This is a genomic window from Cellulomonas sp. zg-ZUI22, assembly GCF_017353535.1.
GTDB lineage: Bacteria > Actinomycetota > Actinomycetes > Actinomycetales > Cellulomonadaceae > Cellulomonas > Cellulomonas wangleii.
The window spans coordinates 688449-705285 of sequence record NZ_JAFMUZ010000001.1 but is presented as its reverse complement, the minus strand read 5'-3'; the positions used below and the strand labels follow the sequence as shown (position 1 = coordinate 705285).

At 76.1% G+C, this 16837-nt stretch carries 16 protein-coding genes; 9 read left to right on the top strand and 7 right to left on the bottom strand.

The window, feature by feature from the left end; translation table 11 throughout:
* The 3 genes from J1G43_RS03245 to J1G43_RS03235 form a co-directional block, all read right to left on the bottom strand.
* Nucleotides 1-660, bottom strand: coding sequence for an NAD(P)H-binding protein (locus J1G43_RS03245; protein WP_207369925.1), 660 nt, complete (start codon nt 658-660; stop codon nt 1-3).
* Entirely contained in the window at nt 660-1547 is an 888-nt protein-coding gene (locus J1G43_RS03240) for an SDR family oxidoreductase (protein ID WP_207369924.1), read from the bottom strand. The genes J1G43_RS03245 and J1G43_RS03240 overlap by 1 nt, the downstream gene beginning before the upstream one ends.
* Nucleotides 1548-1681: 134 nt before the next feature.
* Nucleotides 1682-2098, bottom strand: a complete 417-nt coding sequence (locus J1G43_RS03235; protein WP_207339612.1) for a CBS domain-containing protein — start codon at nt 2096-2098, stop codon at nt 1682-1684.
* Nucleotides 2099-2285: 187 nt separating this feature from the next.
* Between J1G43_RS03235 and J1G43_RS03230 the strand changes: the two genes are divergently transcribed.
* From J1G43_RS03230 to J1G43_RS03220, 3 genes are all read left to right on the top strand, one after another.
* Entirely contained in the window at nt 2286-5939 is a 3654-nt protein-coding gene (locus J1G43_RS03230; RefSeq protein ID WP_207369923.1) for a bifunctional RecB family nuclease/DEAD/DEAH box helicase, read from the top strand.
* A gap of 75 nt (nt 5940-6014) precedes the next feature.
* The gene (locus J1G43_RS03225) at nt 6015-6722 is read left to right on the top strand and encodes a hypothetical protein (protein WP_207369922.1); all 708 of its coding nucleotides are present in this window, start codon (nt 6015-6017) and stop codon (nt 6720-6722) included.
* Nucleotides 6723-6860: 138 nt separating this feature from the next.
* The gene (locus J1G43_RS03220; RefSeq protein WP_207339615.1) at nt 6861-7049 is read left to right on the top strand and encodes an antitoxin; all 189 of its coding nucleotides are present in this window, start codon (nt 6861-6863) and stop codon (nt 7047-7049) included.
* 76 nt (nt 7050-7125) lie between these two features.
* Here J1G43_RS03220 and J1G43_RS03215 read toward each other — a convergent pair whose 3' ends face one another.
* From J1G43_RS03215 to J1G43_RS03205, 3 genes are all read right to left on the bottom strand, one after another.
* Nucleotides 7126-8604 (bottom strand): MFS transporter, encoded by a 1479-nt coding sequence (locus tag J1G43_RS03215; protein ID WP_307859511.1) that lies wholly within the window; start codon nt 8602-8604, stop codon nt 7126-7128.
* A gap of 290 nt (nt 8605-8894) precedes the next feature.
* Nucleotides 8895-9395: a nitroreductase/quinone reductase family protein gene (locus J1G43_RS03210; RefSeq protein ID WP_207377953.1), complete on the bottom strand. Its 501-nt coding sequence runs from the start codon at nt 9393-9395 to the stop codon at nt 8895-8897.
* A 51-nt stretch (nt 9396-9446) separates the two neighbouring features.
* Complete coding sequence (locus J1G43_RS03205) at nt 9447-10250, bottom strand: TetR/AcrR family transcriptional regulator (protein ID WP_207377952.1); 804 nt, start codon at nt 10248-10250, stop codon at nt 9447-9449.
* 102 nt (nt 10251-10352) lie between these two features.
* Between J1G43_RS03205 and J1G43_RS03200 the strand changes: the two genes are divergently transcribed.
* Complete coding sequence (locus tag J1G43_RS03200; RefSeq protein WP_207369919.1) at nt 10353-11309, top strand: ABC transporter ATP-binding protein; 957 nt, start codon at nt 10353-10355, stop codon at nt 11307-11309.
* A complete protein-coding gene (locus J1G43_RS03195; RefSeq protein WP_207377951.1) occupies nt 11306-12088 on the top strand; it encodes an ABC transporter permease in 783 nt (260 codons plus the stop codon). Before J1G43_RS03200 ends, J1G43_RS03195 begins: the two co-directional genes overlap by 4 nt.
* Before the next feature lie 96 nt (nt 12089-12184).
* Here the strand turns inward: J1G43_RS03195 and J1G43_RS03190 are convergent, their stop codons facing one another.
* Complete coding sequence (locus J1G43_RS03190) at nt 12185-12358, bottom strand: hypothetical protein (RefSeq protein ID WP_207339620.1); 174 nt, start codon at nt 12356-12358, stop codon at nt 12185-12187.
* A 302-nt stretch (nt 12359-12660) separates the two neighbouring features.
* On the opposite strand from J1G43_RS03190, the gene J1G43_RS03185 reads away from it, so the two are divergent.
* Genes J1G43_RS03185 through J1G43_RS03170 form a run of 4 tightly spaced genes read left to right on the top strand, consistent with a single transcriptional unit; the run spans nt 12661 to nt 16831 of the window.
* Complete coding sequence (locus J1G43_RS03185; RefSeq protein WP_207377950.1) at nt 12661-13608, top strand: ABC transporter ATP-binding protein; 948 nt, start codon at nt 12661-12663, stop codon at nt 13606-13608.
* Entirely contained in the window at nt 13605-14480 is an 876-nt protein-coding gene (locus J1G43_RS03180) for an ABC transporter permease (protein WP_207377949.1), read from the top strand. Before J1G43_RS03185 ends, J1G43_RS03180 begins: the two co-directional genes overlap by 4 nt.
* A gap of 24 nt (nt 14481-14504) precedes the next feature.
* The gene (locus J1G43_RS03175) at nt 14505-16160 is read left to right on the top strand and encodes a sensor histidine kinase (protein WP_207369915.1); all 1656 of its coding nucleotides are present in this window, start codon (nt 14505-14507) and stop codon (nt 16158-16160) included.
* Nucleotides 16157-16831 (top strand): response regulator transcription factor, encoded by a 675-nt coding sequence (locus J1G43_RS03170; protein ID WP_207369914.1) that lies wholly within the window; start codon nt 16157-16159, stop codon nt 16829-16831. The genes J1G43_RS03175 and J1G43_RS03170 overlap by 4 nt, the downstream gene beginning before the upstream one ends.
* Nucleotides 16832-16837: the final 6 nt, after the last annotated feature.

Below are 16837 nucleotides of genomic sequence, written 5' to 3'. Positions count from 1 at the left end.
TCAGGCCCCCGTGGCCGCCGCCAGCGCGTCCACGATCGGGGTGTCCCCGCCGACCAGCTCCCACTGGTGCCCGACGCTCGCGGGGTCGGCCAGCACGGCGGCCAGCACCGCGGCGACGTCGGCGCGGGGGACCTCTCCGCGCGGCACGCTGTCGCCCAGCCGCACCCGCCCGGTGCCGGGGCCGTCGGTCAGGCCGCCGGGCCGCAGGATCGTCCAGTCGAGGCCCGAGTCGCGCAGCGCCTCGTCGGCGTCGCGCTTGGCCACCACGTACGCCGCCCAGACGGCCCGCATGTCGTCGGTGATCGGCTCGTCGACGCCGATCGCGGAGACCTGCACGAACCGCCGGACGCCCGCACGGCGGGCACCGTCCTGCGACTTCAGGGACCCCTCGAGGTCGACGGTCCGCTTGCGGTCCGCGCGCCCGTCCGGGCCGGCACCGGCCGCGAACACCACGGCGTCGGCGCCGGTCAGCACGCCCGCGAAGTCGTCCGCGTCGGCCGACTCGATGTCCAGCAGCGCGGGCTGCGCGCCCAGCGCGGCCAGCTCGTCCGCGTGCTCCGGACGGCGCACCAGGGGGACGACGTCGTCGCCGCGGGCGATCAGCAGCGGTGCCAGCAGGCGTGCCACCTTGCCGTGGCCGCCCACGACGACGACGCGCATCAGGACCGCCCGCCGGTCACCAGGATGCGGTCGCCGGTGACGTACGACGACTCCTGCGACGCGAGGAACACGTAGGCGGGCGCCAGCTCGGCCGGCTGCCCGGCGCGACCCAGCGGGGTGTCGGACCCGAAGCTCTCCACCTTCTCCGCGTTCATCGTCGCGGGGATCAGCGGGGTCCAGATGGGGCCGGGGCACACGGCGTTGACGCGGATGCCGTCCTCCGCGAGCTGCTGGGCCAGGCCCATCGTGAAGTTGTAGATCGCGGCCTTGGTGGACGCGTAGTCCAGCAGGCCGGGGCTGGGGTCGAACGCCTGGATCGACGAGGTGTTGATGATCGACGCCCCGGCGCTCAGGTGCGGCAGCGCGGCCTGGGTGATCCAGAACATCGCGTAGATGTTCGTCTTCAGCACGCGGTCCAGCTGCTCGGTGGTGATGTCCGCCAGCCCGGACTGCGCCATCTGGTACGCGGCGTTGTTGACGAGCACGTCCAGCCCGCCGAGCTCCTGCGCGGCGCGGTCCGGCAGGGAGCGCGCGAGCGCCTCGTCACGGATGTCGCCGGGCAGCAGCAGGCCCTTGCGGCCTGCCTTCTCGATCCAGGAGAGCGTCACGCGGGCGTCCTCCTCCTCCTCGGGGAGGTAGGAGATCGCGACGTCGGCGCCCTCGCGGGCGAAGGCGATGGCCACGGCACGGCCGATGCCGGAGTCACCGCCGGTGATCAGCGCGCGACGCCCCTCCAGGCGTCCGGAGCCGCGGTACGACTCCTCGCCGTGGTCGGGCTCCTTGCGCATGTCCTCGGTCCGCCCCGGGTGCTCGATCTGCTCGGCCGTCTGCGTGTCCGGGTCGGGGTGCTGGGTGGTCGGGTCCTGGGGTGTGGTCTGGTCAGCCATGCGTCCATGGTGGGGTGGACGGGCGGGACCGGCATCCGGAACGGCGGATGCGCTCGCGGGTCGGTGGGCGCGCCGACGGCGGCCGCCCGTGGGGGGTCGGCCGCCGTCGTGACCGGCGTGGACGCCGGGTGCGCTCAGTCGTTCGCCGGTGCCTCGGAGATGTCCGCGAGCGCCGAGGTGGGGTCGAGCTCGGCGGCGAGGTCGCCGATGCTGAGGACCCCGACGGCCAGCCCGCCCTCGACCACCGGGACGCGCCGGACCGCCTGCTCGCGCATGATGCGCACGACGTCGCGCAGGTCGTCGTCCGGGGCCACGGTCAGCGGGTCGCCCGTCGCGATGCTGCCGACGGGGGCGTCGAGGCCGAGGCCCTCCGCCAGGCCGCGCACGACGAGGTCGCGGTCGGTGACGATGCCGACGACCGCGCCGTCCTGCGCCACCACGAGGGAGCCGATGTCCTGCGTGGCCATGGTCTGCGCGACCGCGTGCAGCGTGTCGGTGACCTCGACGACCGTGGGGTGGGGCGTCATGAGCTCGGAGACCGTGCGGGTCATGTGCGTCCTCCTGTGCTGGGGTGCGGCGACGCGAGGGCGACGCCGGGACACCACCGTCGGGGACGGTCCGCCCGTCCGCATCTCGAGCGACCCGCTGCCGGGCCGCGGCGAGCGCCGGCGCAGGGCGGGGCGCGAACCGCGGGCGCAGGTCGGCCGGGGTGTCGGAGGTCGGCCGTAGCCTGCCGGTGTGATCCTGCTCGACGACGGCACCCTGACGTACTCCGCGGGCGACCTGACGGCGGCCGCGGCCTGCGAGTACGCGGTGCTCCGGTCGCTCGACGCCCACCTGGGCCGCGCTGCCGCGGTCACCCCCGACGCGGACGTCGTGCTCGCGCGCGTCGCGCACCTGGGTGACGAGCACGAGCAGCGCGTGCTGCGCTCGCTGGTGCGGCGGTACGGCGTGTGGCGGCCCGGGGCACGGGGTGGTCTGGCCCAGGTGCCGGGCACGGGTGACCCGCGGTCGCGGGCGCACCTCGAGGCGGCGCAGGCCGCGACGCTGGACCTGCTGGGCACCGCGGACGTCGTGCACCAGGCCGCGTTCTTCGACGGCCGGTTCGTGGGGCGCGCGGACTTCGTCGTGCGGGACGAGGCCGGCGCCTGGTCCGTGCGCGACGCCAAGCTCGCCCGCAACGCGCAGCCGACCGCGCTGCTGCAGGTGGCGGCGTACGCGGACCAGCTGACCCGGGCGGGCCTGCCGGTGGCGCGCGAGGTCGAGCTGGCGCTGGGCGACGGTGCCGTCACGCGGCACGCGGTGGCCGACCTGGTGCCCGTGTACCTGGACCGGCGCGCCCGCCTGCAGGACGTGCTGGACACGCACCGCGCCGAGCAGGGTCCGGTGGTGTGGGGCGACGGGCGCTGGTCCGCGTGCGGCCGGTGCTCGCTGTGCACGCACGAGCTCGAGGTGCGTCGGGACGTGACCCTGGTCGCCGGGGTGTACGAGCGGCAGCGGGCGGCGCTGGCCACGGTCGGCATCACGACCGTCGAGGCGCTGGCCGCGGCGCCCGACGGCCTGGAGGTCGAAGGGCTGAACCCGGCCGTCGTCGCACGGGCCCGCCTGCAGGCGCGGCTGCAGCTCGACCTCGAGGCGCGCAACCCCGACCCGGCGCACCCCACGGACGTCCCGTACGAGGTGACCGACGCGCAGGCGGTCGCGACACTGCTGCCTCCCCCGGACCCGGGCGACATCTTCTTCGACTTCGAGGGCGACCCCCTGTGGTACGACGCCGCGATGGCCGGCGAGCCGGACGCGTGGGGGCTGGAGTACCTGTTCGGCGTGGTGGAGAACCCGCCGGAGCCGGGTGCGGAGGCGCCCTTCGTGGCGTTCTGGGCGCACGACCGCGCGGCCGAGCGTGTGGCCCTTCGGGAGTTCCTCGCGTACCTGGCCGACCGCCGGGCGCGCTTCCCCGGCATGCACGTCTACCACTACGCGGCGTACGAGAAGTCGACGCTGCGTCGCCTCGCCGCACGCCACGGCGAGGGCGAGGCGCAGGTGGACGCGCTGCTGCGCGAAGGGCTGCTGGTCGACCTGTACGCCGCGGTCAAGGCGGGCGTGCGGACGGGGCAGCGGTCGTACTCGCTGAAGAAGCTCGAGCCGCTGTACATGGCGACGGGCCGGGGGGACGGCGTCACCACCGCGGCGGACTCGATCGTCGAGTACGCCGAGGCGGTCGCCGCGCGCGACGCCGGCCGCCTGGACGACTGGACCGACCGCATCAAGGCCATCGAGGTCTACAACCACTACGACTGCGACTCCACGCGAGGGCTGCGCGACTGGCTGCTGGCGCGGCTGGCCGAGGCCGGGGTCGCGCCGTCGCGTGCCGTCGTCCTCGACCCGACGGCCGAGGCCCGCGCGGCCGAGCTCGCCACGCCCGACCCGCTGGAGGACGCGCTGCTCGCGGTCGCCGGGCCCGGCCCGGGCGAGGGTGTCGTCCGCTCCCCCGCACGCCAGGCCGTCGCGCTCGTCGGCGCGGCCCTGCGGTACCACCAGCGCGAGGACAAGCCGTACTGGTGGGGGCACTTCGACCGGCTCGGAGCGCACCCCTCGGACTGGACGGAGCGGCGCAACGTGCTGCTCGCGGACCGGCCCGGCGCCGTCGAGGTCGTCACCGACTGGCACCTGCCCGCCGGCAAGAAGGTCGAGCGCCGCGTGCTGCGCATGACCGGCCGGCTGGAGCCCGGCAGCGACCTGCGTCCCGGTACGCAGGCCGTCGGCCTGTACGAGCCGCCGCTGCCGGAGTGCGTCAAGCGGTCGGTCGACGCGCCGCGCGGCTGGTGCGAGCGCATGACGGTGCTCGACGTGACGGCCACCGGCGAGGGGTCGGCCGTGCGCGACGTCCTGCTCGTCGAGGAGACGCGCCCGAAGGGGACGGAGGCCTTCGCGGAGCTGCCCATGGCGCTGGCCCCGTCCGGTCCGATCGGCACGGGCCCGCTGCGTGAGGCGATCCGCGGCCTGGCGCAGCAGGTGCTCGACGCCGTGCACGACGTGCCCGCCGACTCCGACGTGCCGCTGCCGCGCTCCGCCGTGCTCGACCTTGCCCGGCGCACGCCGCCGCGCACCCGCTCGGGCCGGCCACTGCCGTCGGTGGGCGACGGGGCGGGCCTGGTCGACGTGCTGACGGACGCCGTCGAGGACCTGGACGACTCGTACCTCGCGGTCCAGGGCCCGCCCGGGACCGGCAAGACGTACACCGGCGCACGCGTGATCGCGGCGCTGGTGGCCCGGGGGTGGCGCGTCGGCGTCGTCGCGCAGTCGCACGCGGTGGTCGAGAACATGCTGCGCGGGGTCGCGGCCGCCGGCGTCGCGCGCGACGCGATCGCCAAGAAGGCGCCGGGCTCCTCCGACGCCCGCACCGCCGACCCGGACGCGCCGTGGACGTGGGTCCCGGACACGGGGTTCGGTGAGTTCTGGGCGACGCACCCGGGCGGCCGCCCGGGTGCCGGTGCGGTGCTCGGCGGCACCGCCTGGGACCTGGTCAACGCCAGGCGTCTGCCGGGTGAGCCGCTCGACCTGCTGGTGGTCGACGAGGCCGGGCAGTTCGCGCTCGCCACCACGTTCGCCGTGGCCGGTGCCGCCCGCAACCTGCTGCTGCTGGGCGACCCGCAGCAGCTGCCGCAGGTCAGCCAGGGCACCCACCCCGAGCCGGTGGACCGCAGCGCGCTGGGCTGGCTCACCGACGGCCACGACACCCTGCCGGCAGACCTCGGGTACTTCCTGCCCGTGACGTACCGGATGCACCCGGAGCTGTGCGCGGCGGTGTCGACGCTCGCGTACGAGGGGCGCCTGGCGTCGGCGCCGCGTGCGGCCCGGCGGTCGCTCGACGGGGTGCCACCGGGCGTGCACGGCGTGCTGGTGGACCACGAGGGCAACGCGGTCGCGTCCCCGCAGGAGGCCGACGTGGTCGTCAGGTTCGTCGCCGACCTCGTCGGACGCACCTGGCACGACCCCGACGCCGCCGAGCCGTCCCGGCCGCTGACGGCCGCCGACGTCCTGGTCGTCGCCGCCTACAACGCGCAGGTGTGGACGGTGCGGCAGAAGCTCGACGCGGCCGGGTTCACGGACACGCGCGTCGGCACGGTCGACCGGTTCCAGGGGCAGGAGGCGCCCGTCGTGATCGTGACGACCGCGGCGTCGTCGCCCGCGCAGGTGCCGCGAGGGCTGGACTTCCTGCTCGACCGCAACCGCCTCAACGTCGCGGTGTCGCGGGGTCAGTGGGCGGCGTTCGTGGTCCGCTCGACGCACCTCACGCGCACCCTGCCGCAGCGTCCCGAGTCGCTCGAACGGCTGGGCGCGTTCGTGGGACTGACCACCCGATCGGTCGTGGAGCCGCCGCCGGGCACGTAGCGTCGGCTCCGGGACGGGCGCGCGACGCCCGGTGCGGCGGCGCCGCACGTGAGGACCGACGAGCCGGAGGCAGTCATGGGCGTGGACGAGGAGTTCGAGCGGGTGCGCACGGCGCTGCGCACCGAGGAGCAGGCGCTCGCGCAGGAGTTCGAGCGGATCGACGCGGAGGCGCGGGCCACCATCGACGCGAGCGTCGAGCACGTGCGCACCGAGCTGGCCACGCAGGCCGACCGCATCCGCGAGGCGATCGCGCAGCAGCGTGCCGAGGTCGAGGCCCGCACCGAGGAGCTGAGCGAGGAGATCGCGGAGCCGGCGGGTGGCGCCCCGGACGGCGGGTCCGAGGGCGGCGACGTGACGGCAGCGGACGACGTGAGCGTGGCCGACGACGTGACCGTGGCCGACGACGTGATTGCCGACGCGACGACCAGCGACGAGGCCGTGGCCGACGAGGCCGTGGCCGACGAGACCGTGGCCGACGAGACCGTGGTCGACGACGAGCGTTTCACGGACGAGGCCACGGCCGAGGACCCCTCGGGTGCCGCGGCGCGCGCTGACGGCACCGCCGACACCGCCGTCCTCGACCTGGACGACCCGGCCGGTGACGGGGCGGCGCCCGCCGCACGCCCGACGGACTACCCGGACGACATCGAGTGGGACGAGGAGGCGACGGGTGACGCGACCCGGGTCGAGCAGTCCGACGGCACCGACGTCGACCGTATGACGAGCGGGGGCGACGACGTGGCTCCCGCCGGGACGGTCGACGGGGTCGAGCGCGGCGACTGACCCGCCGGAGCCTGCGCTGCGGCGGGCGCGCCGGACGGGCGGCCGCCGCCCGCTCGAGCGGCCGACCGCCGCGCGCGGACGCACACTGGAGGCAGGGTGCCGACCTGTCGGCGCCGGGACGCACGGACGGAGACCCTCATGGGCATCGACGACCTGGTGAACAAGGCGCGCGGAGCGGTGTCGGGCCGCGAGGAGCAGGCCAAGCAGGCGCTCGACAAGGCGGCCGACGCGCTGAAGTCGCGCACGGGCGACGGCACGGACGCGAAGGTCGACAAGGTCGTCGACGCGGCCAAGGACCAGCTGGACAAGCAGAAGCGCCGCCCCTGAGCGGTGCCCCAGCCACCCGGGGCGCCGGCGGAGGGGCGCCGGCGACGGCGTGCCGACGCCCCGGGCGCGGCAGCCGCTACGTCAGGCTCTCGCCGGTGCGCTCCGGCAGCGCGAGCGCCCCGAGGGCCGCGACGACGAACACGGCCGCGAAGACGGCGAACAGCAGCCCGGTGCCGCCCAGCTCCCGCAGCTGCGGGACGGCCAGCGGTGCGAGCACGGACGCGGTGCGTCCGATGCCCGCGGCCCAGCCGGCGCCGGTGCTGCGCACGCGGGTCGGGTACAGCTCGGGCGTGACGGCGTACAGCGCGCCCCACGCGCCGAGGTTGAAGAACGAGAGCAGCAGCCCCGCGCCGACGATCTGCACGTCACCCGACGCGACCGCGAACAGGCCCGCGGCGACGGCGGACCCGGCCAGGAACGCCGCCAGGGTCCGGCGCCGGCCCCACGTCTCGACCAGCACCGCGGCGGCCGCGTACCCGGGCAGCTGGCCCAGCGTGATGATCAGCGTGTACTCGAACGACCGCACCAGGGTGTGCCCGTCGGCCGCCAGCAGGGACGGCAGCCAGATGAACGCGCCGTAGTAGGAGAAGTTCACGGCGAACCACACCACCCACAGCGCCGTCGTGCGGCGTCGCAGCCCCGGCGCCCACAGCGCCGCGAGCCGGGGCGGTCCCTCGGGTGCTGCGGGCCCGTCGGCAGGTGCGGCGGGCCCGTCGGCGGGGGCGGCGACGGGCGGCCCGGCCGCGACGGTCCCGGCAGCGGTGGACCCGGCGGGCGACCCGGCGGCGACGGTCCCGGCGGGCGCCGCACCGTCGGTCGCGGCCCGGTCGCGCACCTGGGCGCCCGTCAGCCCGCGGTGGCCGACGGCGGGTGACGCCTCCAGGTCGGCGACCACGCGGTCGGCCTCCTCGTGCCGGCCGCGCGCCAGCAGGAACCGCACGGACTCCGGCAGACCGCGACGCACCACCACGGCGTACACCGCGGGCAGCGCGCCGAGCGCGAGCGCCCACCGCCACCCGTCGTCACCCAGGGGCACCACGAGGTACCCGACGACGGCCGCGAGCATCCAGCCCACCGCCCAGAACGACTCCAGGACGACGACGGCCCGCCCGCGGATGCGCGGCGGCGCGAACTCGCTGACCAGCGTGGACGCGACGGGCAGCTCCGCGCCCAGCCCGAGCCCGACCACGAACCGCAGCGCCATCAGCACCGCGACGCCGCCCGCGAGCGCGGACGCGCCCGTGGCCAGCCCGTAGACCAGCAGCGTCAGCGCGAAGACCTGCCGGCGTCCGATGCGGTCGGCCAGCAGCCCGCCCAGGGCGGCGCCCACCGCCATCCCGACGAACCCGGCGGACGCGATCCACCCGAGCGCGGTCGCGTCGGTGCCCCACACCACCGCGAGCTGGGCGATGACGAACGAGATGAGGCCGACGTCCATCGCGTCGAACGTCCACCCGACGCCGGACCCGAGCAGCAGCCGCACGTGCCGGCGGGTGACGGGCAGCCCGTCGAGGCGCGTCGCCGGGTCGCCGGCGGACCCCGCACCGACGGGCACCGTCGACGGGGCGCCTGCACGCTCGGCCGGGTGCGCCGCGCGCGCCGGCGGTCCGGCGGGCACGCCGTCGGCCTCGGGCGTGTCGAAGGGGACGTCCTGTCCGGTCACGGTGCCTCCTGGTCTGCCCGCCCGCGGTCTGTCGGGCGCGGGCGGTCGGGCGCGGTCGGTCGGCCGCGCGGCGACGTCGTCGGCACCGCTGCGCATCGTCACCCAGGACGCGGGCGGACGCCAGTGCCCTCGGACCCGTGTCGTGGCGCACCCTCTGGCTCCGGTCGGGTGGTGACGCGCGTCTACCCCGCGGCGGCCGGCTCGACGCGGAAGACGGGGTGGTCGGCCGCGACGGCGTCGAAGGCGGCGACCGGCTCGCGGCGGTCGACGCGCACGTGCGGGCGCCCGCCGGGTGCCACCTGGACGAACCGGCGGATGACGGCGGCCCGCTCCTCGACGGGGACCTCGACGAGCCGCACGGCCCGGCGTCGCCCGTGGTGCAGCACGGCGTGCCCGTCGGCGGCGCGGACGTTCCACACCCAGGCGCACTCCCCCAGCATCGACACGAGGTACCAGCGCCCGTCGACGTCGGCCATCGCCAGGGGGAACCGGGTGGTCCGCCCGGTGCGTCGGCCGGGCACCTCGAGGGTGACCCACCGCCGGGGCGTCAGCCCGGTGCGGCCGAGGGCCGCGTAGGCCCGTGACGAGTAGCGGGCGAACGCGTCACCCCGACCGCCGCGGTAGTGGCCGCGCAGCCACGCCGCCCACCGCCGCTCGAACCAGCCCCCTGCCGTGTCCGTCATCCGCCCGAGCGTGGCAGGCGGGGCGGCGCAGCGTCCAGGGGCCGGGTCGGGTCAGCCCAGCAGGCGGGCGATCACGCGCGCCCCGGCGGCGGGCGTGATGTGCTCCGGCCCGAGCAGCCGGGCGCCGAGCGGCGCGACGTTGAGCAGGGCCACGACGCCGAGGGTCGTGTCCCGGTCGTCCTGCGTGGTGCCGGGGTCCGAGGGCCGGCCGTCCCGGGCGTCGCGGGCGCGACGCAGGTCCGCGACGTGCTCGACGAGCGCGTCGAAGGCGCGGGCGTAGGAGCCCGCCAGCTCGTCGGCGTCCTCGGGGTGACGCAGGGCGTAGGCGAGGATCTCGACGGTCAGCAGCAGGCGTGGGTCGTCGGAGCTGCGTGCGAGCCCGTCCGCGAGCGCCTCGACGTCGACGCCGTCGGCTCCGACGCCGGGCAGCGTGTGCTGCGACGGGTCGCCCGCCTCGCCGAGCCGCGCGCGCGCGACGGCGAGGAACAGCTCGCGCTTGGAGCCGAAGTGCGCGTACACCGCGCCCTTGGTGTACCCCGCCTCGGCGGCGACGTCGTCGACGGACGCCCCCTCGAACCCGCGGGCGGCGAAGACGCGGGCGGCGGCGTCCAGCAGGTCCGCGCGGGTGCGGTCGACCTTGCGGCGGCGCCGCTGGTCGCTCGTGCGCACGTCGTCCGCGAGGGAGCCGGTGACGTCCGCGAGCTCCCGGGCCGCCTCGCGCAGCCCCTGGGCCACGGCGTCCGAGACCTCGGGGACCACGCGCTCGGCCTGGGCACCGAGGGCACGCGTGAGCTGGGCGGCCGCGTCGGCGAGGGCGCGGCTGGCGGCGGAGAGGCGGTCGCGGTCGTCGGCCATGCACCCAGCGTACGACGGGTTCATACCGAGGGGTTGATACCAATGGGTATTTCGTCGTACCGTCATGCACATACCGATCGGTATCAGAGAGGCGGGGAGACCATGGGTGAGGACGTGCTGACCGTCCGAGGGCTGCGCAAGCGGTACCGCGGACGACGCGGCGTGCAGGCGAATGACGGGATCGACCTCGACGTGGCCGCCGGCCAGGTGGTCGGGCTGCTCGGGCACAACGGCGCGGGCAAGACGACGCTCGTGCACCAGGTCGTGGGGATCGTCCGCCCCGACGCGGGCACCATCACCGTGGCCGGCGCCGACGCCGTCGCGCACCCGGACCAGGCACGGCGCCTGGTGTCCATCCAGGCGCAGGCCAACGTGCCCATCAGCGGGCTGACCCCGCGGCGGGCCATCGAGCTCGTCGGGCGCATCCGCGGCGCGTCGCCGGCCGACGTGCGGCGCCGCGCGGACGACCTGCTCGACGCCCTGGACCTGCGCCCGTGGGCCGACACCCCCGCCGAGAAGGTGTCCGGGGGCGTCGCGCGGCTCACCGCGTTCGCCATGACGACGGTCGTGCCCGGCAGGCTCGTGGTGCTCGACGAGCCCACCAACGACGTCGACCCGGTGCGCCGGCGCCTGCTCTGGGAGCAGATCCGCGGGCTGGCCGACGCCGGGCACGGCGTCCTGCTGGTCACGCACAACGTCCGCGAGGCCGAGCGCGTCGTGGACCACCTCGCGGTGCTCGACCGCGGCGTCGTCCTCGCGGCCGACACCCCCGCGGGCCTCACCGCTCACCGGCGCGGCAGCCTCACCCTCGAGGTCGACACGGTGCCCGGCGTCGACGTCCGCTGGCACCCCGCAGCCGCCGACCGCACGGCCGGTCACCTGCGCGCGACGGCCACCGTGCCGTCCGACGCCGCCGCCGACGTCGTGCGCTGGGCGCAGGCCGAGGTCGAGGCCGGGCGGCTCGAGCGCTACGCCCTGACGCCCGCGTCCCTGGAGGACGTGTACGTGCAGCTCGTCGGCGAGCCCGCCGGCACCACCGAGGAGGTCCCGGCAGCATGACGACGCTCACCGCCCCCGTCCCCACCACCGCCGCACCGGCGCGCATGGACGGTGTGCGCCAGACCCTTCTGCTCGCGCAGTGGCAGCTGCGCCGCCAGTCGCAGTTCCTGCCGCTGATGGTCGTCGTGCAGGTGTTCATGGCCGTGGCCACCGTCGTCGGTTACGGGCTGCTCGTCGGCGACCCCGACCCCGTCACCGCGCTCTTCCTGGCGACCGGCGCGCCGACCATCACGCTCATCACCGTGGGCCTCGTGATGGTCCCGCAGATGGTCGGGCAGTCCCGCATGGAGGGCTCGCTCGACTGGATGCGCACCCTGCCCGTCCCGCGCATCTCGTTCCTGCTGTCCGACCTGCTGGTGTGGACGCTCATCGCGCTGCCCGGCATGGCCCTGGGCGTGGTCGCCGGGGTGCTGCGCTTCGACGTCGACCTGTCGCTCGCGCCGTGGCTGCTGCCCGCCACCGTGCTGGTCTCCCTGACGGCCGCCGCCGTCGGGTACGCCATGGCGACGCTGCTGCCCCCGCAGCTCGCGATGCTCGTCACGCAGGCGCTGGTGTTCGTCGTCCTGCTGTTCTCCCCCGTGTCCTACCCCGCCGAGCGCATGCCGGCCTGGCTGCAGACCGCGCACGAGTGGCTGCCGATCGAGCCGATGGCGCAGCTGGTGCGCGCGGGGCTCGCGCAGGACACGTTCACGATGCCGGGCCGGTCGCTCGTCGTGCTGCTCGCGTGGGCGGCGGCGTCGCTGGTCGGGGCAGCGACGGCGCTGCGGCGCCGCGCCTGACGGCACCGGGAGCGGCCGCGGACAGGACCGCGGACACGGCCCGGACACGACGGTGGCGCCCCACGCGGGGCGCCGCCGTCGTCGTGCCAGGGCCTGCTACGCCACGCCGTTGCCGCCGCGGTTGCCCGGGACGGGCAGGATCGTGCCCTCCTCGTCGGGCTGCCCGGTCAGGTCCTCGTCCGGGGGCGGGTCGGCGCGCGGGGCGGTCGCCTCCACGGGGTCGGGGACCTCGTCGGGCGTCGGGGTGACGGCGTCGTCGGGGACGGACATGGTGGCCTCCCTCTCGTCGGTGAGCACACGATCGTGACACGCGGGCACGCCGCTGTCGCCCGCAACGGGCCCGCCGACCCTCCCCGCCGACCACAGGTCACCTGGGGGCACTCCGACCGGCCGCAGGCGCCCCCACCTGACCAGTGGTCACCCGGCCGGCCAGGGCGCGCCCACGTGGCGCCCGGGGGGACGGGCGTCATCCTTCCGGCGTATGCCCGCCACCTGCGCAGATGGTCCTCGTGGGCGTCCCGCGCCGGCACCTGCGTCCGTACGTTCGAGTCACACCCGAACGAGGAGGACGCATGATCGAGGCCCACGGTCTGACGAAGAGGTACGGCGACAAGACCGTCGTCGACGGCATGACCTTCACGGTCCAGCCGGGCAAGGTGACGGGGTTCCTGGGACCCAACGGCGCCGGCAAGTCGACGACGATGCGCATGATCGTGGGGCTCGACCACCCCACCGCGGGCAGCGTCACGGTCAACGGCCGTCCGTACGCCCAGCACCGCGCACCGCTCGGCGAGGTGGGGGTGCTGCTGGAGGCCAAGGCGGTGCACGGCGGGCGGTCCGCCCGCGACCACCTGCTGGCGCAGGCCACCACCCACGGCATCGGCGCGCGCCGCGTCGACGAGGTCATCGAGCTCACCGGGCTCGGGTCCGTCGCCCGCCGCCGTGCCGGCACGTTCTCGCTCGGCATGGGGCAGCGCCTCGGCATCGCGGCGGCCCTGCTGGGTGACCCGCAGACGCTGATCCTCGACGAGCCGGTGAACGGCCTGGACCCCGAGGGCGTGCTGTGGGTGCGCACGCTGCTGCGCGGGCTCGCCGCCGAGGGCCGCACCGTCTTCCTGTCGTCGCACCTCATGTCGGAGATGGCCCTGACGGCCGACCACCTCGTGGTCATCGGCCGCGGGCGGGTCGTCGCCGACGCACCCGTCGCGGACGTCATCGCGCTGGCCGGCCCGCCAACCGTGCGGGTCCGCACGCCCGAGGTACGCGCGCTGGCCGCGCTGCTGTCCCGCGAGCCCGGCGTCGAGCTCGCGTCCACCGGCCCCGACGTGCTCGACGTCGCGGGCGCCACCACCGCGCACGTCGCCGCGGTCGCCGCCTCCGCCGGGATCCCGCTGCACGAGCTCGCGAGCGTCCAGGTGTCCCTCGAGGAGGCCTACCTGCAGCTCACCGGCGGCGAGGTGGAGTACCGCTCCTCCGCCGCCCCCACCACGCCCCGTCCCACCGCTGGAGCCCACCGATGACCACCTCCGCCCGCCACGCCGTGCCCGCCCCGGCCACGCCGGTCCCCGCCGGCCGCGCCCCGGGCCGCACCCCCGTGCACCCCGTCACCTTCCCCCGGCTCGTCGCCGCCGAGTGGGTCAAGATCCGCTCGCTGCGCTCGACGTGGTGGGCCCTCGCCCTGGCCTTCGCGCTGTTCCCGCTGCTCGCCGCCATGCGCAGCGCGAGCATCGCGACCATCGCGGACGAGGCCCCGCCCGGGTTCTTCGTCGGGCCGGCGTACGTCACGTCCGGCGTCTCCCTCGCGCTGCTCGTCCTGTGCGGCCTGGGCGTGGTCGCCGTGACCGGCGAGTACCGCACCGGGCAGATCCGCTCCACGCTCGCCGCCGCCCCGACCCGGCTGCCGGCGCTGTGGGCCAAGCTCACCGTCGTGGTCGGGCTGGCGTTCGCCACCGCGTTCGTCGGCACGCTCGCCGGCTGGGCGGCCGCCGCCCCCTGGTTCGACGTCATCGGCATGAACGTCGACCTCACCGACGCCGAGCACGTGCGCCTCATGATCGGTGTGCCGCTGTACCTGGCCGCGATGACGGCGCTGGCGTACGCGATCGGCGCCATGATCCGCAGCTCCGCCGCCGGCATCACCGCCGTCCTGGGCCTGGTGTTCGTCGTCGAGCCCGCGTTCGCGTACATCCCCTGGGAGCCGCTGCAGCAGCTCGCGGCGTACCTGCCGACCGCCGCCGGCGCGCGGCTGGTCACGTCCGACTCGATCGGCTCGATCGTCACCGGCTCGGGCGTCACCGCGCTCAGCCCGTGGGAGGGCTACCTGGTGCTGCTCGGCTGGGTCGCCGCCGCGCTGGTCGCGGCCGCCGTGCTGCTGCGCCGTCGGGACGCCTGAGCCGTGACCTGGGAAGATGCACCGATGACGGAGACGACGCACCGTGAGGGTCAGGCCACCGGGCCTGGCCCTCACGGGCCGACCGGGAACCCGGAAGGGCGCGGCACGGCCCCGCAGGGCTCGGTGAGCGGTGGGCACGAGCCGACCCCGGCGGACCGCGACGGATCGTCACCCCGCCTCCTGCGCCGCACGCGCGCCCGCCTGCGGACCCTCACCGGAGCACCCGCCCGCACGTGGCTGCGTGCGCTCGCGACGATCGCACTGGTCATGGCGTTCGTCGCGTGGGGCGTGACGATGGCCGTCGGCGCGGAGTCGATGTACCTCGTCAGCCGGCACGTCGGGCAGGAGCAGGCCGACACCATGGCGTTCGCGTCGGCGCTGCTGACGCTCGTCGGCGCGGGTGTGCTGCTCGCGCGGCACCGCTCGCCCCTGCCGGTCGCCGCGGCCGTCGGGGCGCTGGCCGTCACGACGCTGGTGGTCGCCGGCGCCACCAACGGGTACGAGCTCGCGATCGCGGCCGCGCTGTTCACCGTCGCGGCCGCCCGGCCGCCGCGCACCGCGTGGACCGTGGCCGCCGCCGTCCTGGTGCCCGTGCTGCTCGTCGCACGGTTCGCACCGCGCGTGGCGCTCGTCGGGTCCCTCGCCGCGGGCGACGAACCCGACGCGGCCGGGCAGGCCTCCCGGTTCCGGCTGCCCGGCGTCCTCGCCGAGCTGCTGCCCCCGTCGTGGGTCATCACCGCGCTGCCCGTCGTCGTGCTCGCGCTGTTCGGCATCGCGTTCGGGACGCTGGTCCGCACCGCCCGCCTGCGGGCGGCGGCGCTCGCGGAGGCCGCGGCAGCGCGCGCCGCGGAGGAGGAGCACCGCGCCCGCGTCACGCAGGCGGACGAACGCGCCCGGGTCGCACGTGAGATGCACGACGTCATCGCGCACTCCATCACCGTGATGATCGCGCTGGGCGGCGGTGCCGCCGCCGCGCTCGACCGGTCCCCCGACCAGGCACGACGCGCGCTCGACGAGCTGGTGGACACCGGGCGCGGCGCACTGGACGACGTACGGCGGATCCTCGGGGTGCTGCACGCTCCGCAGGAGGCGGGCGCCGGGGCACCGGGAGCCGGCGGCAACCCGGGCGCCGGCGCGACGTCGGGGACGGGCGGCACGCCGGGCGCCACGGAAGCCGCAGCCCCGGACCGCGGCCGCGGCGAGGTCGGCTCCGACCGGTCCACGGGCGACGTGCCGATGGCTCCGCAGCCGGGCGTCGAGGACCTCGGGCGGCTGGTCGAGCGGTTCCGGACCGCAGGGCTGCCGGTGCGCACCGCGGGGCTGGCCGTCGCCGGCCTGGAGGACCTGGACGCGACCGTGCAGCTCGCGGTCTACCGGATCGTCCAGGAGTCGCTGACCAACACCCTGCGGCACGCACCCGGGACGGCCGCCGTGGACGTCGCCGTGCGCCGCGTGCCGGACGGGACCGAGGTCGTCGTCACCGACCGCGGACCCGGCGCCGAGGTGGCGCCGACCCCCGGGTCGGGCCGTGGCGTCGCCGGCATGACGGGTCGGGCCGCCGCGTTCGGTGGCACCCTCGAGGCCGGGCCGCACGGCCCCGGGTGGCGTGTGCGCGCGCTGCTGCCCGGGACGTCCCGTGACGTGTCGACCACCGCAGCACCCACCGAAGGAGAGGCATGATCCGCGTCCTGCTGGTCGACGACCAGGCGCTCATCCGCATGGGCTTCCGCATGCTCATCGACAGCAGCGACGACCTCGAGGTCGTCGGTGAGGCCCAGGACGGGCAGTCGGCCATCGAGCAGGTCACCGCGCTGCGCCCCGACGTCGTGCTGATGGACGTGCGCATGCCCGGGGTCGACGGCATCGCCGCCACCGAGCGGATCGTCGCCGCGCACCCGGACACCCGCGTGCTGGTGCTCACCACGTTCGACCTGGACGAGTACGCGTTCGCCGCCCTGCGCGCCGGCGCCAGCGGGTTCCTGCTGAAGGACGCCGCACCGGCCGAGCTCGCCACCGCCGTGCGGACCGTCGCGTCGGGGGAGGCTGTCGTGTCCGCCCGCATCACCCGCCGGATGCTCGAGCTGTTCGCCGGCCACCTGCCCGCCGGTGCCGCGGCAGCCGACCCCGACGCACCTCACCCGCGCCTCGCCGACCTCACCCCCCGCGAGGTCGAGGTGCTGCGGGAGGTCTCCGACGGGCTGTCGAACGCGGAGATCGCCGAGCGGCTGTTCCTGTCCGAGGCGACCGTGAAGACGCACGTCGGCCGGATCCTCGCCAAGCTCGGCGTGCGGGACCGCGTGCAGGCCGTCGTCGTGGCGTACGAGACGGGACTGGTGCGCGCGGGCCGGTAGCACCGG

What these genes read in the sequence shown, in the direction of transcription:
- J1G43_RS03245 (WP_207369925.1), bottom strand. Translation starts at nt 660, where the DNA reads ATGCGCGTCGTCGTCGTGGGCGGCCACGGCAAGGTGGCACGCCTGCTG.
- J1G43_RS03240 (WP_207369924.1), bottom strand. Translation starts at nt 1,547, where the DNA reads ATGGCTGACCAGACCACACCCCAGGACCCGACCACCCAGCACCCCGAC.
- J1G43_RS03235 (WP_207339612.1), bottom strand. Translation starts at nt 2,098, where the DNA reads ATGACCCGCACGGTCTCCGAGCTCATGACGCCCCACCCCACGGTCGTC.
- J1G43_RS03225 (WP_207369922.1), top strand. Translation starts at nt 6,015, where the DNA reads ATGGGCGTGGACGAGGAGTTCGAGCGGGTGCGCACGGCGCTGCGCACC.
- J1G43_RS03220 (WP_207339615.1), top strand. Translation starts at nt 6,861, where the DNA reads ATGGGCATCGACGACCTGGTGAACAAGGCGCGCGGAGCGGTGTCGGGC.
- J1G43_RS03210 (WP_207377953.1), bottom strand. Translation starts at nt 9,395, where the DNA reads ATGACGGACACGGCAGGGGGCTGGTTCGAGCGGCGGTGGGCGGCGTGG.
- J1G43_RS03205 (WP_207377952.1), bottom strand. Translation starts at nt 10,250, where the DNA reads ATGGCCGACGACCGCGACCGCCTCTCCGCCGCCAGCCGCGCCCTCGCC.
- J1G43_RS03200 (WP_207369919.1), top strand. Translation starts at nt 10,353, where the DNA reads ATGGGTGAGGACGTGCTGACCGTCCGAGGGCTGCGCAAGCGGTACCGC.
- J1G43_RS03195 (WP_207377951.1), top strand. Translation starts at nt 11,306, where the DNA reads ATGACGACGCTCACCGCCCCCGTCCCCACCACCGCCGCACCGGCGCGC.
- J1G43_RS03190 (WP_207339620.1), bottom strand. Translation starts at nt 12,358, where the DNA reads ATGTCCGTCCCCGACGACGCCGTCACCCCGACGCCCGACGAGGTCCCC.
- J1G43_RS03185 (WP_207377950.1), top strand. Translation starts at nt 12,661, where the DNA reads ATGATCGAGGCCCACGGTCTGACGAAGAGGTACGGCGACAAGACCGTC.
- J1G43_RS03180 (WP_207377949.1), top strand. Translation starts at nt 13,605, where the DNA reads ATGACCACCTCCGCCCGCCACGCCGTGCCCGCCCCGGCCACGCCGGTC.
- J1G43_RS03175 (WP_207369915.1), top strand. Translation starts at nt 14,505, where the DNA reads ATGACGGAGACGACGCACCGTGAGGGTCAGGCCACCGGGCCTGGCCCT.
- J1G43_RS03170 (WP_207369914.1), top strand. Translation starts at nt 16,157, where the DNA reads ATGATCCGCGTCCTGCTGGTCGACGACCAGGCGCTCATCCGCATGGGC.